Origin of the sequence: Streptococcus sp. 2018162, assembly GCF_019754175.1 — a bacterium.
Lineage (GTDB): Bacteria > Bacillota > Bacilli > Lactobacillales > Streptococcaceae > Streptococcus > Streptococcus hashimotonensis.
This window is the reverse complement of record NZ_JAIJZP010000014.1, coordinates 16,275-29,629: the sequence shown is the minus strand read 5'-3', so window position 1 is coordinate 29,629 and position 13,355 is coordinate 16,275. Positions and strand designations below refer to the sequence as shown.

Below are 13,355 nucleotides of genomic sequence, written 5' to 3'. Positions count from 1 at the left end.
ACAGGAAATCTGTCATAGGACAGTTTGGTGTCTCCTGACTTGTTTACATACTTTTCCTGTGCTACAATCAAAACATGACAAGATATAAGGCAATTATTTCCTACGACGGACATGATTTTTCTGGTTTTCAACGCCAGCCCCATGCTCGTACGGTTCAGGAAGAAATCGAAAAAACGTTAGTAAGATTGAATAGTGGTCAGCCAGTAACCGTTCATGGTGCGGGTCGGACAGATGCGGGAGTACATGCCTACGGTCAGGTTATACACTTTGACTTGGCTGGCAGTCGAGATGCTGAGAAGCTCCGCTTTGCCCTGGATACCCAAACCCCTGAGGATATTGATGTGGTCCAGGTGGAGCAGGTGGCGGATGATTTTCATTGCCGCTACGCCAAGCACAGCAAGACCTATGAATTTCTGGTGGACATTGGCCGACCCAAGAATCCCATGATGCGCCACTATGCGACCTTCTATCCCTATGATTTGGATTTGAGCTTGATAGAAGAAGCTATTCAGGATCTGGTGGGGACCCATGACTTTACAGGCTTTACGGCATCAGGGACCTCGGTCGAGGACAAGGTGCGGACCATCACGGCGGCGACAATGGAGTATGACCAGCGGCGGCAGTTCTTGATTTTTACCTTTTCAGGTAACGGCTTTTTGTACAAGCAGGTGCGAAATATGGTGGGGACCCTCTTGAAAATTGGTAATGGTCGGATGCCTGTGGGGCAGATTAAGCGGATTTTGGCAGAAAAAGATCGTGGTTTGGCAGGTCCAACTGCGGCGGGAAATGGCCTCTATCTAAAGGAGATTATCTATGAAGACTAAGTATATTTTGGCGCTTTCGGGCAATGATATTTTCAGTGGTGGCGGCCTCCATGCAGACCTGACCACCTACACAGTCCATGGGCTGCATGGCTTTGTGGCGGTGACCTGCTTGACAGCTATGACGGAAAAAGGGTTTGAGGTTATTCCGACAGATGCGGCGGTGTTTGCCCAGCAGTTGGCTAGTTTGAAGGATGTGCCCTTTTCAGCTATTAAGATTGGCTTGCTTCCGACGGTGGACATAGCAGAGCAGGCCTTGGAATTTATCAAGGCCCATCAGGATATTCCGGTGGTTTTGGATCCGGTCTTGGTCTGCAAGGAAACGCATGATACCGAGGTCAGCCAGCTGAGGGATGAACTCTTGAAATTCCTTCCCTATGTCAGCATCATCACACCAAATCTGGCAGAAGCTCAGCTATTGCTCCAAAAAGACATCCAAACGGTGGAAGAGATGGAGCAGGCGGCGGTGGAACTTTATAATTTGGGTGCCAAGTCGGTGGTCATCAAGGGGGGCAACCGCTTGGGAGGTTCACAGGCTATCGATGTTTATTATGACGGGCAGGAAGTGGTGGTGCTTAAGTCGCCCCTGCTTTCAGAAAACAATGTGGGTGCAGGCTGTACCTTTGCGTCCAGCATTGCCAGTCAGCTCTTGCTAGGTCAGAACTCTTTGGAGGCAGTCAAATTATCCAAGGACTTTGTCCATGCAGCCATCTTAAAATCAGATCAATATGGGGTGATTCAGTATGAGAAATAAAAAGACGCAAGAACTTGTATTGCTGGCCATTCTAACGGCTTTGACCTTGGCTCTGGCTTTTGTCCACGTACCGACACCGACGGGCTTTGTCACGTTGTTAGATGTTGGTGTTTTCTTTACAGCCTTTTACCTGGGCAAGAAAGAAGGAGTAATTGTTGGCGGATTGTCAGGGCTTTTGATTGATTTCTTGTTGGGCTATCCCCAGTGGGCTTTCTTTAGCTTGCTTTTCCACGGTGCTCAGGGTTATTTTGCAGGATGGACGGGTAAGAAACGTTTGATTGGAGTTGTTCTTGCCAGTCTTTCCATGATTGGTGGCTATTTTGTAGCATCTAGTTTCATGTATAATGTAGCTGATGCTGTTACAAGTCTGATGAGCAATACCCTGCAAAACACAGTTGGTTTGGTACTAGGTTATATCTTGACTCAGGCAATAGAAAGAATTGGTGCAGTAAATCATGTCATTAAAGGAAATTAAAGACCAAACTAAGCAAGTTGTCGAAGAGATTTTAGAACTCAGCAATCTTCAAAAGGGTCAGATTTTTGTACTAGGTTTGTCTTCTAGTGAGGTCATTGGTGGGCATATTGGCAAAAATTCCAGTCTGGAAGTTGGAGAAGCCGTTGTCGAAACCATTCTGGATATTTTGACTCCAAAAGGCATTTACCTAGCTGTCCAAGGCTGTGAACACCTCAATCGTGCCTTGGTAGTGGAGCGGGAATTGGCTATCCAGAAAGATTTGGAAATGGTCAATGTCCTGCCCACCCTTCATGCAGGAGGCTCTGGACAGTTGTCAGCCTTCAAGTATATGAAGGATCCAGTCGAAGTGGAATTTATCACCGCTCAGGCTGGTGTGGACATCGGTGATACGGCGATTGGTATGCACATCAAGCACGTCCAAGTGCCGATTAGACCGAGCTTGCGTGAGATCGGTCAGGCTCATGTCACCGCCCTTGCCAGCCGTCCTAAGCTCATCGGCGGAGCACGTGCGGCCTATCAGGAAGATCAGATACGGAAAAATTAGTCACAGCCAAGCGGTTGTGATTTTTTTGAAAACAAAATCCTTGCCAAGTGGATTTCTTTTTGCTAAACTTGTTCTTGTGGTTGATACAAGTTCAAAAGGAGGATTTCCATGGATACCAAATTTTCAGTAGCTTTGCATATCTTGACCATGATTAGCGAGAGTAGTGACGTCATGACGTCGCAGGCCTTGGCAACCAGCGTCGGTACCAATGCCAGTTATATCCGCAAGGTCATCGCTCTCTTGAAGAATGCAGGCATCATCCAGTCCCAGCAGGGCAAGGCTGGCTATGAGTTGAGCAAGAGTCCGGCGGACATCAGCCTTCTGGACATCTACTATGCTACCCAGGAAGTCACGCATATCCAGCTCTTTCAACAGCACCAACATGCTAATCAAGCCTGCCCAGTTGGTCGGCACATTGCAGGAGCTGTCCAGCCAATCTTTGCGACCATTGAGCAGGATTTGCAGGATAGATTATCCCAAGAAAGCTTGGCCCAGGTTATTGCCAACTTGTATCAAAAGGCAAAAAAATCCAACTGACTTTCACAAGTCAGTTTCTATTTAGTACAACTTAGACTTGTATTAGATACAAGTCTACGAATAAAAGGAGTAAACCATGAAAGCAGCACAACACACATCTTATAACAAAAACAATATCGCACTAAACCTAACAGACATTGCTAAACCGAACATCAAACCAGACCAAGTCCTTGTCAAAGTGACCGCAGCAGGTGTCAATCCTTTGGACAACATGATTTCTCGTGGTGAAGTCAAATTGATTGTCCCTTACAAATTGCCACAAACAGCGGGAAATGAAATCGTTGGTCTGGTTACAGAAGTTGGATCAAGTGTCACCAAGTTTGAGGTTGGTGACCGTGTCTTTGGTCGTCTTCCCCTCGACAACATCGGTGCCTTTGCCGAGTATGTGGCGGTAGAGGCTGCTGCCCTTGCCAAAGTTCCTGCCTATCTGACCGATGTGGAAGCGGCTGCCGTTCCCCTGACTGCCCTGACCATTATGCAGGCATTGGACCTCATGGGTGCAGAGGCTGGCAAGACCATTTTCATCTCAGGTGGTACTGGTGGTGTCGGTGGCATGGCCATTCCGATTGCCAAAGCTAAAGGTTTGACCGTTATTACCAACGGAGATGGTGCTAGTGGTGAGCGTGTCTTGGCTTTAGGTGCAGATCGCTTTATTGACTATAAAACAGAAGATTACACTAAAACAGTTAAAAATGTTGACTATGTACTGGACACGCTTGGCGGTGCAGAAACTGAAAAACAAATGTCGATTATGAAAAAAGGTGGTCAGTTGGTTTCCCTCCGTGCCATGCCAAATGGCGAATTTGCCAAACGCATGAACCTGCCAAAATGGAAACAAATCCTGCTTGGCTTGGTTGGTCGCAAGTTTGATAAAATGGCGGAAAGCTACGGAGTACACTACCATTTCATCTTCGTAGAAAGCAATGGGCAACAGCTACAAGAAGTGGCAGATATTTTCAGCAAGTCAGAAATTAAACCGTCTATCGACACTGTTTACCCATTTGAAGAAGTCAACGCAGCCTTGGACAAGGTCGCCAACGGTCGCTCACGTGGAAAAACTGTCCTTAGTTTTAAATAGTAGGAGTACTTATGTCTTATATCACAACTAAAAATCAATACATTACTGTCGCTGGCAATCAGATTGCCTACCGTGAACTAGGTAAGGGCAAGTCTAAGCTGCCCTTGGTCATGTTAGTCCATTTGGCCGCAACCTTGGACAACTGGGATCCAAAATTGCTAGACTTACTAGCTGAAAAAGAGCATGTCATTGTTCTTGATTTGCCTGGCGTCGGAGCCAGTCAAGGCAAGGTAGCTCCTACTATTCCAGGAATGGCAGAGCAGGCTTATGCTATTATTAAGGCCTTGGGGCATACGAAAATTAACCTGCTCGGTCTTTCTATGGGTGGTTTTATCGCCCAAGAAATCGTTCGTCTTGATAGCCAAATGGTTAACCGCTTGATTCTTGCAGGAACAGGTCCTCGTGGGGGTGTTGAAGTCGATAAGGTGACAGGAAAAACCTTCCGCTATATGCTGAAGGCAGGTCTGGAGCGTGTGGATCCAAAACGCTACATCTTCTACAACCACGATGAAGCAGGTCGACTGGAAGCTGAAAAAGTTTTGGGGCGTATGGGAGAAAGAAAAGCCGAGTATGCAGACAAGGACATGAACATCCCAGGATTTTTAACACAACTGAAGGCTATCAAACGTTGGGGCAGAGACCCTCAAGAAGATATGGGCTTTATCACGCAACCAACGCTGATCGTCAACGGTGATAAGGACATGCAAGTTCCGACTGAGAACTCTTATATCATGCATGAGAAAATCAAAAACAGCCAACTGATCATCTATCCAAATGCGGGTCACGGATCTATCTTCCAAAATGCAGAGGTATTTTCAACAGCCTTGATAGACTTTTTGGAGGAATAGTACCCCGCTAATCTTGACGATACAAGGCCTGCAAAGTCCCCAAAATCACCTCAGCCTGCTCTTAAAAGAGTTGATTGAGTCACTTGTCTTCCTTATCTTTTGTCTGTATAATAATCTAAAACGAAAGGAAAACAAATGAACACGAAGAATTTTTACTGGGTGCGAGAGCCAGAAAACTACCAGATTTCAGATAAGGAAATCAGAATCACAACCCAAGCACACACGGATTTGTGGCAGAAGACCTATTATCATTTTGTCAATGACAATGCTCCCCTGCTCTTGATGGATACGGAGGAAGAGTATTTTTCCTTTACGGTTAAGACAGATTTTTCCAATAGTCATACCCGCTTTGACCAGTGTGGTGTCGTGGTTTATCAGGATTCGGAAAACTGGATTAAGGGCTCGATTGAGTATGAAAATGAGGAGTTTCAGCACTTGGGCAGTGTCGTGACCAATCACGGCTTTTCAGACTGGGCAACTCAGGAAATACCAGCTTCTGTCAAGTCAACCTATTACCGCTTGAGCCGACGGGGCAGTGATTTTTGCATTGAAAACTCTAAAGACGGTATCCATTTTGAGCAGATGCGGATTTGCCACTTACATGAAGGCGGTGGAAAAATCCATTTTGGAATCTATGCCTGCTCGCCAGAAGATTCTTCTTTTGAAGCGGTCTTTTCCGAAATGAGTTTAACAGACTGCAAGTGGCTGGCCCACGACGGACAACAACCAGATTAGAAGATTAGCTTCCAGCTCTGCCATTTCCCGAAAGTCCATTATAAAATCGTTGAAATCCTTGTCATTTGTGGTATAATGAAGAGTATGCAATAAAATTTTAAGGAGAATGACAGAATGTCTGTATCATTTGAAGCAAAAGAAACAAACCGCGGCGTTTTGACTTTCACAATCGGTCAAGATGCAATCAAACCAGAATTGGACCGCGTTTTCAACAAAGTTAAGAAAGATATCAATCTTCCAGGTTTCCGTAAAGGTCACTTGCCACGTGCCGTTTTCAACCAAAAATTCGGTGAAGAAGCACTTTACCAAGATGTAGTAAATGCACTCTTGCCAGCAGCTTATGAAGCAGCTGTAGCTGAAGCTGGTCTTGAAGTCGTTGCACAACCAAAAATCGACGTTGTATCTATGGAAAAAGGCCAAGACTGGACAATCACTGCTGAAGTTGTGACAAAACCTGAAGTAAAATTGGGTGACTACAAAAACTTGGCAGTTTCAGTAGAAGCAACTAAAGAAGTATCTGACGAAGAAGTAGATGCAAAAATCGAACGTGAGCGCAACAACTTGGCTGAATTGGTCATCAAAGAAGGTCCAGCAGCTGAAGGCGACACAGTTGTTATCGACTTTGTAGGTTCTATCGACGGCGTTGAATTTGACGGCGGTAAAGGTGAGAACTTCTCACTTGGACTTGGTTCAGGTCAATTCATCCCAGGTTTTGAAGCACAATTGGTAGGCCACGCAGCTGGTGAAGAAGTAAACGTTGAAGTGACTTTCCCAGAAGACTATCAAGCAGCTGACCTTGCTGGTAAACCAGCCCTCTTCGTGACAAAAATCCACGAAGTAAAAGCAAAAGAAGTTCCAGCTTTGGATGACGAGTTGGCAAAAGATATCGACGAAGAAGTGGAAACACTTGATGAGTTGAAAGCTAAGTACCGTAAAGAATTGGAAGCAGCAAAAGAAGTTGCCTTTGACGATGCAGTTGAATCAGCAGCTCTTGAATTGGCTGTAGAAAACGCTGAAATCGTTGAATTGCCAGAAGAAATGATCCACGAAGAAGTTCACCGTGCAATCAACGAATTCTTGGGTGGTATGCAACAACAAGGTATCTCACCAGATATGTACTTCCAAATCACTGGTACAACTCGTGAAGACCTTCATAAACAATACGAAGCAGATGCTGAAAAACGTACGAAGACAAACTTGGTTGTTGAAGCAGTAGCTAAAGCAGAAGGTTTCGAAGCAACTGAAGAAGAAATCAACAAAGAAATCGAAGACTTGGCAGCAACTTACAAGATGGAAGTAGCACAAGTTCGTAGCTTGCTTTCACCAGAAATGCTTAAACACGACATCGCTGTGAAGAAAGCTGTAGAAGTGATCACAAGCACTGCAACTGTAAAATAATAATGTAAATTGGAAAACTCGACTCTGGTCGGGTTTTTTTGTTTAATCATCTTTTTAATGCGATATGATACTTTTTTATAAAAAAATATATTTTTTTATAAAAAAGTATTGTAATCGTTTTCTTTTTGTATTATAATTTGATTATAAAAAAATATAATATTTTATAAAACAAGGAGGATGGCTATGGAATCAAAGTGTTCTAAGCCGATTATTGGGATTTCAGCGAGTATTATCGTTGATTCAGGAGGGATGTTTCCTGGTTATCATAGAGCTTATGTAAATGAAGATTATGTAAACTCTGTTATACGCAGCGGAGGGATTCCGCTCATTATTCCGATTAGTCAAGATGAGACAGTCATTGATGGCTATATTGGTAGTATTGATGGATTAATTCTTTCAGGGGGGCACGATGTCAATCCTTTGAATTATGATGAAGAACCAGATCAGAAATTAGGGGATATTTTCCCATTGCGCGATTGGTTCGATAGTCAACTTTTACAAAAAGCTAAAGAAAAGAGAATTCCAATCTTAGGGATTTGTCGTGGATGTCAAATCATCAATGTGTCACACGGTGGTAGCCTTTGGCAAGATTTATCCTATGCGGAAGGTGTGACAATCAAGCATTGGCAAGCCCATCATCCAGACTTAGCAACTCACTCCATCGAGATCGAAGAAGATTCTGTACTTTATCACGTGCTGGGAGAGAAAAAAGTGATGGTGAACTCTTTCCATCATCAAGTGATTCGTAAGGTGGGAGATGGTTTCAGAGTTGTAGCGAGGGCAAGAGATGGTGTGATTGAAGCGATTGAAAGTACTGACTATCCTTTTATGATTGGTGTACAGTGGCATCCTGAAATGTTACACCATTGCGATGCGGGTATGTGTCGTCTCTTTAAAGCCTTGGTTGAAGCAGCGCAAGGTATGTCAAGTGAAGAGATTTTATATGAAATGGCCGTTTGAGAGTAGGAGGAAAAGGTCATGAAAAAGAAATTAGGTTTTTATTCCATCGTATTGCTGACTATTAATTCCGTTATCGGGACGGGAATTTTCCTATCACCAGGTACGGTAGTTGCTTCTACGGGGCAACAAGCCTTGCTGGTCTATTTACTGGCAGCAGTATTTGCTTCAGTACTTGCGATTACTTTTGCAGCAGCGGCTAAGTACGTTTCTAAAGGTGGTGCAGCCTATGCCTATGCCAAGGCAGCATTCGGAGATAATGTTGGTTTTTATGTCGGAATTACTCGCTATATTGCAGCAAGTATTGCCTGGGGTGTTATGGGGACTGCGGTAGTAAAAACTGTCCTTGGTATATTTGGGTTGGATAATACAAATATGACCTATATCACTCTCGGATTTATCTGTTTGATGGCGGTACTCTTACTTGTAAATATATTCGGTACAAGAATTTTTGAAGTCATCAATAACCTTTCTACTATCGGAAAAGTTGGCGCTTTGGTGACGACAATCGTTGTTGGCTTGGCTATTGTCTTATTTGGCAATGTTAACCAATTCGGTACGATTAGTTCCATTATGAACAGTGCAGGCGAACCTTTGGGTTCCAATCTAGACATGGGTGCTTACTGTATGGCGATTATTGCAGCTTTCTATGCCTTTACTGGTTTTGAAAGTGTAGCGAGTGGTTCTGAGGATATGGAAGCGCCAGAGAAAAACTTACCACGAGCGATCCCGTTGGCGATTGCTATTGTTGCAGCTATTTATATTGGTATTGTTGGGGTTGCTATGATGATTAACCCAGAAGCGATTGTTTCTACTACGGAAGTTGTAGCCTTGGCAGAAGTATTTGACAATAATATTATTCGTAGTATGATTGTAATAGGTGCTTTAGTTTCTATGTTTGGTATCAATGTGGCCGCTTCCTTCCATACGCCTCGTATTTTGGAAGCGATGGCCTTGCAGGGACAAATTCCAAGTGCCTTTACAAAACGTACTGAAAATGGCTTCCCACTGACTTCATTCCTTATCACGATTGGGATTGCTATTTTATTACCGATGGCCTTCGGTTTCAATATGAGCAGTATCATTGTCCTTAGCTCAATTTCACGTTTTATTCAATTTATCATCGTACCATTGGCAGTTATCATTTTCTATTTGGGCAAAGAACGGGGAGAAGCATTGCAAGATGTTAAGAAAAATCCAGTTGTCGATGTCTTCATTCCAGGTCTTGCACTAGCCTTTACATTATTATTGCTTTATAAATTTAGCTGGGCTCAACAATTTACCATCACCTTGGAAAATGGTGAGGTCGTAGCCAATGTATTTGCAATCACAGCTATGGTTATCGGCTATGTTATCTTGCCGATTGTGCTGATGATTTGGAAAAATAGTCAAACAAAAGTTGCTACAGCGACTAACTAAAAGGGGAATCAAAGAGGGGAATCGAATATGGTAGAACGTATTTCAAGTGAAAAAATTCCAGCTGCGGTAGGAAGTTATTCTGCGGCTAGTAAGGTAGGAAATTTGATTTTTACATCAGGACAACTACCAATTAATGTTGAAACAGGCAAAATTGATCAGCCAGAATCAATCGAATGGCAAGTTGCGCAGTCGTTGCGGAATGTGCAAGCTATTTTAGAAGATAATGGATCTTCCATGAAAAATATTATCAAGACAACAGTCTATTTAGACAATATAGAGGATTTTGCGAGTTTCAATGCTGTCTATCAAACTTTCTTTGATGGGGACTACCCTGCTAGAACGGCTTTTGAAGTAGGCCGCTTGCCTTTTGGAGCACTTGTAGAGATTGAAGCAATTGCGGAGGTATAGGGAATGAAAGACAATACAAGGTTGTTACATGGTTATCCAGTGTTAGATGAATATACAGGGGCGGCCTCGATTCCTATCTATCAAACCTCAACTTTTCATAATTCAGAATTGTATTGTGACCAGCAAAAGTATTTATACACACGCTTTTCGAACCCGACAACGGATGCGTTAGAAAGTGGCTTAGCTTGCTTAGAACAAGCCACCTTTGCGATAGCATTTGCATCGGGTATGGCCGCAATATCAAATGTTTTGATGTTATTGGAAGCTGGAGACCATGTCATCTTTCCTATTGAGGTGTATGGTGGAACGTGTCAATTTGCTACGAAGATCTTGCCACAATATGGCATTTCAACAAGTTTCGTAGATATGGCTGATTTGGACCAGGTTCGTAAGGTGATAACGGACCAGACCAAGATGCTCTATATAGAAACTCCTTCAAATCCTTTATTAAAGGTAGTAGATATTCGTGCCTTGGTTGAAGTGGCTAAAGAAAATGGCTTGATTTCCGTTATTGACAATACCTTCATGACAGCCTTGTATCAGAGGCCGTTGGAGCTAGGTGTGGACATTGTTGTTGAAAGTGTAACGAAATTTATCAATGGCCATAGCGATGTTGTTGCTGGACTGATTGCAACGAACAACGAAGAATATTATCATAAGCTGAAACTATTCCAAAAAAATTTTGGAGGAATTGTTGGTGTCGAGGATGCCTGGTTGATTTTGCGTGGTATGAAAACAATGGGGCTTCGGATGAAGCAATCTGTACACAATGCGCAGACAATTGCAGACTATTTAGTTTCTCATCCAAAAGTAAAAAAAGTTCATTATCCAGGTCTGGTCAATCATCCAAATCATTCTGTACAGATGCGACAGGCTGCAAATGGCGGTGCGGTACTTTCCTTTGAATTTTACTCAAAAGAGGATATGTTAGCCTTTACTAAGATGATTAAGATACCGATTTTAGCAGTTAGTCTAGGTGGTGTAGAGTCCATTTTATCGCATCCAGCAACCATGTCCCATGCTTGTTTGAGTAAAGAAGAAAGAGCTGAACAAGGGATTAGTGATAGTCTTCTACGCCTATCTTGCGGTATTGAAGATGTCGAAGATTTACTGGCAGATTTTGAACAAGCACTTGCTTAAGGTATAAAGGACCAGTATAGGGAATTTCCCGTCTGGTTCTTTTATTTTTAGATAAGAGGTTAGTATGAATTGGTTAAATGAAATAAAGAAGTATGAAGAGGAGTTGTTGCAAGATATTTGTGACTTGGTGAGTATTAACTCTGTTCGAGACGATAGTCTAGCGAGCGAGGAGTGTCCGGTCGGACCAGGCCCCAAACGTGCCCTATATGCGGTCGAAACATTATTGAATGAGACAGGGCTGAAAACAGAGATAATCGATAATCTGGTTGTTCAAGCAGACTGGGGAAACTCCGATGAAGTTATTGGGATTATGGGGCATGTTGATGTTGTTGCTGTTGGGGAAGGATGGTTGTCAGATCCCTTTGTACCGACTTTGCGAGAAAGAAGATTGTACGGTCGAGGAGTATTGGACGACAAGGGGCCGTTGGTCTGCGCCATCTTTGCAATAAAAATACTGCAACGGTTAGGAATACATCCAAAGAAGACCGTTCGTTTTATCATTGGAAGTGATGAAGAAAGCGAATGGAAATGTATGAAGGCTTATCAAAAATACCGTAGTTTTCCCAAGGTTGGCTGGGTTCCTGATGCCTATTTCCCTGTTATCCATGGTGAAAAGGGGACTAGTATTTTGCAAATCACGACCGGTAGTGTGAATCGTCCTGATTTTTATCTGAAAGAATTTCATGCCGGTGTGCAGGTGAATATGGTTCCTGACAAGGCGGTTGCAGTACTTGAAGCAGAGGAGCCTGGAAAAATATCCCAAGCATTTTATCGTTTTATAAATGACTATTCTGGAATTGCTGGTGAAGTATGCAGACAGGAGAAGAATGTTACCCTGACATTATTTGGGCAATCCGCTCATGGTAGCAAACCATTTTTAGGGGAAAATGCAGCAACCCACCTGGCTCGTTTCTTGGATGCTTATTCACGAGTTTCTACAAATCAACAAGATTTTCTATCATTATTGGCTGACTGCCATGAAGATTCATTTGGGGAAAATTTCGGAATTGCTTATCAGGATCCAGAGATGGGGAAATTGACAGTCAATGTTGGTCTGGTATCTTACACCGAAGAAGCTGGAGGGCTGATTTTGTGTGATTGCCGTTATCCAAAAGGGATTGAATTCTCTAGGATTCAGACTTTGATGGCATCAAAACTGGGAGAATGTTTCCAAGTGGCTGGATATGAGAAGTTGAGCCCGCATTTTGTTTCTCCATCATCTGAGCTGGTTCAATGTCTGCAAGGAGTTTATCGAGACCAAATAGGCGGACAAGAAGCTCCGCTGGTTATTGGAGGAGCTACCTATGCTCGTCTGATGGAAGAAGGAGTTGCATTCGGTGCGCTATTTCCAGATAGGGAAGATACCATGCATCAGGCGAATGAATACATGGAAGTGGAAGATTTACTGCGAATTGTGGCCATTTATTCGGAAACAATCTATAATTTGGCGTGTTCGTGTTAAAAATTTGCGATTTTCAGTCTGGTGTGATACAAGTAATGTATAAGGAGTCTGGATATGAGTATGAATTCAAAATTAAATCACTATATTCCCTTGGTTGATTTTTTGGCTCAAATTTTGGGGAAGAAGACCGAAGTTGTGCTACAAGACTTTTCGCAGGGGCTAGATCACTCGTTGATTTATATAAAAAATAATTTATCCGGCCGTGATATTGGTGCTCCAGCAACGGATTTTGTGTTGGATGTACTCCAGTCGAAGGTTTATAAGGAAAAGGATTATCTGGTAAATTATCGTACAAAAACTTTGGGCGGGAAGGAATTGTATTCCTCTAGTTTCTTTATAAAAGATGATACTGGTGAGTTGCTCGGCATGATTTGTGTCAATGCTGATAAATCGAAGATGCTAACCTTGAAGCGCTTGTTCGAGTCGGCCTTGGAAGATGTCAATGAAGAACTGGCTAATGAGCAAGTAGAACATGAAGAACCAAATATCGTTGAAAATTTCTATACAACTGCTGGTAGTATGATTGAGGCTGCGATTGAACAAGAAACACATGGGAAAGATGTTGAGCGATTCAAACTATCAAGAACAGAAAAAATAGCAGTTGTACGCTCCTTGTATCAAAAAGGTTTCTTTGATTTCAAAGACGCTATTCCACAGGTGGCTACAGCTTTCAAAATGTCAGAAGTAAGTATTTATAAATACATTCAAATTATAAAAAATGAAGCAAATGGCTTCGTTGATAATTAAAACGATGGTCATCTAGGATGATAGGCTATATT

The 13,355-nt window shown here is 42.9% G+C and carries 15 protein-coding genes; all 15 read left to right on the top strand.

Annotation, left to right across the window (positions count from 1 at the left end):
• The first annotated feature begins 74 nt into the window (after window positions 1–74).
• The 15 genes from truA (at window position 75) to K5Q22_RS09515 (ending at window position 13,323) form a co-directional block, all read left to right on the top strand.
• Window positions 75–824 carry a tRNA pseudouridine(38-40) synthase TruA gene (gene truA / locus K5Q22_RS09585; RefSeq protein WP_044669329.1) on the top strand — a complete coding sequence of 250 codons (750 nt, stop codon included), beginning with the start codon at window positions 75–77 and terminating at the stop codon, window positions 822–824.
• Window positions 814–1,575: a bifunctional hydroxymethylpyrimidine kinase/phosphomethylpyrimidine kinase gene (locus K5Q22_RS09580; protein ID WP_205014443.1), complete on the top strand. Its 762-nt coding sequence runs from the start codon at window positions 814–816 to the stop codon at window positions 1,573–1,575. The genes truA and K5Q22_RS09580 overlap by 11 nt, the downstream gene beginning before the upstream one ends.
• The gene (locus K5Q22_RS09575) at window positions 1,565–2,050 is read left to right on the top strand and encodes an ECF transporter S component (protein ID WP_105139310.1); all 486 of its coding nucleotides are present in this window, start codon (window positions 1,565–1,567) and stop codon (window positions 2,048–2,050) included. The genes K5Q22_RS09580 and K5Q22_RS09575 overlap by 11 nt, the downstream gene beginning before the upstream one ends.
• Window positions 2,031–2,594 carry a TIGR01440 family protein gene (locus K5Q22_RS09570; RefSeq protein ID WP_205014444.1) on the top strand — a complete coding sequence of 188 codons (564 nt, stop codon included), beginning with the start codon at window positions 2,031–2,033 and terminating at the stop codon, window positions 2,592–2,594. The genes K5Q22_RS09575 and K5Q22_RS09570 overlap by 20 nt, the downstream gene beginning before the upstream one ends.
• Before the next feature lie 108 nt (window positions 2,595–2,702).
• A complete protein-coding gene (locus K5Q22_RS09565) occupies window positions 2,703–3,131 on the top strand; it encodes an Rrf2 family transcriptional regulator (protein WP_024384690.1) in 429 nt (142 codons plus the stop codon).
• Between the two features lie 76 nt (window positions 3,132–3,207).
• Window positions 3,208–4,209, top strand: coding sequence for an NADP-dependent oxidoreductase (locus K5Q22_RS09560; RefSeq protein ID WP_044674106.1), 1,002 nt, complete (start codon window positions 3,208–3,210; stop codon window positions 4,207–4,209).
• A gap of 11 nt (window positions 4,210–4,220) precedes the next feature.
• Window positions 4,221–5,057: an alpha/beta fold hydrolase gene (locus tag K5Q22_RS09555; RefSeq protein ID WP_205014445.1), complete on the top strand. Its 837-nt coding sequence runs from the start codon at window positions 4,221–4,223 to the stop codon at window positions 5,055–5,057.
• A 135-nt stretch (window positions 5,058–5,192) separates the two neighbouring features.
• Window positions 5,193–5,792, top strand: a complete 600-nt coding sequence (locus K5Q22_RS09550; protein WP_205014446.1) for a DUF1349 domain-containing protein — start codon at window positions 5,193–5,195, stop codon at window positions 5,790–5,792.
• Window positions 5,793–5,906: 114 nt separating this feature from the next.
• Entirely contained in the window at window positions 5,907–7,190 is a 1,284-nt protein-coding gene (gene tig / locus K5Q22_RS09545) for a trigger factor (RefSeq protein ID WP_024406467.1), read from the top strand.
• Window positions 7,191–7,373: 183 nt separating this feature from the next.
• Window positions 7,374–8,150: a gamma-glutamyl-gamma-aminobutyrate hydrolase family protein gene (locus K5Q22_RS09540; protein ID WP_205014447.1), complete on the top strand. Its 777-nt coding sequence runs from the start codon at window positions 7,374–7,376 to the stop codon at window positions 8,148–8,150.
• Between the two features lie 18 nt (window positions 8,151–8,168).
• Window positions 8,169–9,566 (top strand): APC family permease, encoded by a 1,398-nt coding sequence (locus K5Q22_RS09535; protein ID WP_105115771.1) that lies wholly within the window; start codon window positions 8,169–8,171, stop codon window positions 9,564–9,566.
• Between the two features lie 27 nt (window positions 9,567–9,593).
• Window positions 9,594–9,974, top strand: a complete 381-nt coding sequence (locus tag K5Q22_RS09530) for a Rid family detoxifying hydrolase (RefSeq protein ID WP_024384683.1) — start codon at window positions 9,594–9,596, stop codon at window positions 9,972–9,974.
• A gap of 3 nt (window positions 9,975–9,977) precedes the next feature.
• Window positions 9,978–11,114: a PLP-dependent aspartate aminotransferase family protein gene (locus tag K5Q22_RS09525; RefSeq protein ID WP_205014448.1), complete on the top strand. Its 1,137-nt coding sequence runs from the start codon at window positions 9,978–9,980 to the stop codon at window positions 11,112–11,114.
• A 64-nt stretch (window positions 11,115–11,178) separates the two neighbouring features.
• A complete protein-coding gene (gene pepV, locus K5Q22_RS09520) occupies window positions 11,179–12,576 on the top strand; it encodes a dipeptidase PepV (RefSeq protein WP_205014449.1) in 1,398 nt (465 codons plus the stop codon).
• Window positions 12,577–12,630: 54 nt separating this feature from the next.
• On the top strand, window positions 12,631–13,323 hold the full coding sequence (locus tag K5Q22_RS09515) for a transcriptional regulator (protein WP_228380697.1): 693 nt from the start codon (window positions 12,631–12,633) through the stop codon (window positions 13,321–13,323).
• Window positions 13,324–13,355: the final 32 nt, after the last annotated feature.

Bases quoted from the DNA above. Each gene is read 5' to 3' on its own strand.
- K5Q22_RS09525 (WP_205014448.1), top strand. From the start codon at position 9,978: ATGAAAGACAATACAAGGTTGTTACATGGTTATCCAGTGTTAGATGAA.
- K5Q22_RS09555 (WP_205014445.1), top strand. From the start codon at position 4,221: ATGTCTTATATCACAACTAAAAATCAATACATTACTGTCGCTGGCAAT.
- K5Q22_RS09535 (WP_105115771.1), top strand. From the start codon at position 8,169: ATGAAAAAGAAATTAGGTTTTTATTCCATCGTATTGCTGACTATTAAT.
- truA (WP_044669329.1), top strand. From the start codon at position 75: ATGACAAGATATAAGGCAATTATTTCCTACGACGGACATGATTTTTCT.
- K5Q22_RS09540 (WP_205014447.1), top strand. From the start codon at position 7,374: ATGGAATCAAAGTGTTCTAAGCCGATTATTGGGATTTCAGCGAGTATT.
- pepV (WP_205014449.1), top strand. From the start codon at position 11,179: ATGAATTGGTTAAATGAAATAAAGAAGTATGAAGAGGAGTTGTTGCAA.
- K5Q22_RS09580 (WP_205014443.1), top strand. From the start codon at position 814: ATGAAGACTAAGTATATTTTGGCGCTTTCGGGCAATGATATTTTCAGT.
- K5Q22_RS09575 (WP_105139310.1), top strand. From the start codon at position 1,565: ATGAGAAATAAAAAGACGCAAGAACTTGTATTGCTGGCCATTCTAACG.
- tig (WP_024406467.1), top strand. From the start codon at position 5,907: ATGTCTGTATCATTTGAAGCAAAAGAAACAAACCGCGGCGTTTTGACT.
- K5Q22_RS09530 (WP_024384683.1), top strand. From the start codon at position 9,594: ATGGTAGAACGTATTTCAAGTGAAAAAATTCCAGCTGCGGTAGGAAGT.
- K5Q22_RS09560 (WP_044674106.1), top strand. From the start codon at position 3,208: ATGAAAGCAGCACAACACACATCTTATAACAAAAACAATATCGCACTA.
- K5Q22_RS09565 (WP_024384690.1), top strand. From the start codon at position 2,703: ATGGATACCAAATTTTCAGTAGCTTTGCATATCTTGACCATGATTAGC.
- K5Q22_RS09550 (WP_205014446.1), top strand. From the start codon at position 5,193: ATGAACACGAAGAATTTTTACTGGGTGCGAGAGCCAGAAAACTACCAG.
- K5Q22_RS09570 (WP_205014444.1), top strand. From the start codon at position 2,031: ATGTCATTAAAGGAAATTAAAGACCAAACTAAGCAAGTTGTCGAAGAG.
- K5Q22_RS09515 (WP_228380697.1), top strand. From the start codon at position 12,631: ATGAGTATGAATTCAAAATTAAATCACTATATTCCCTTGGTTGATTTT.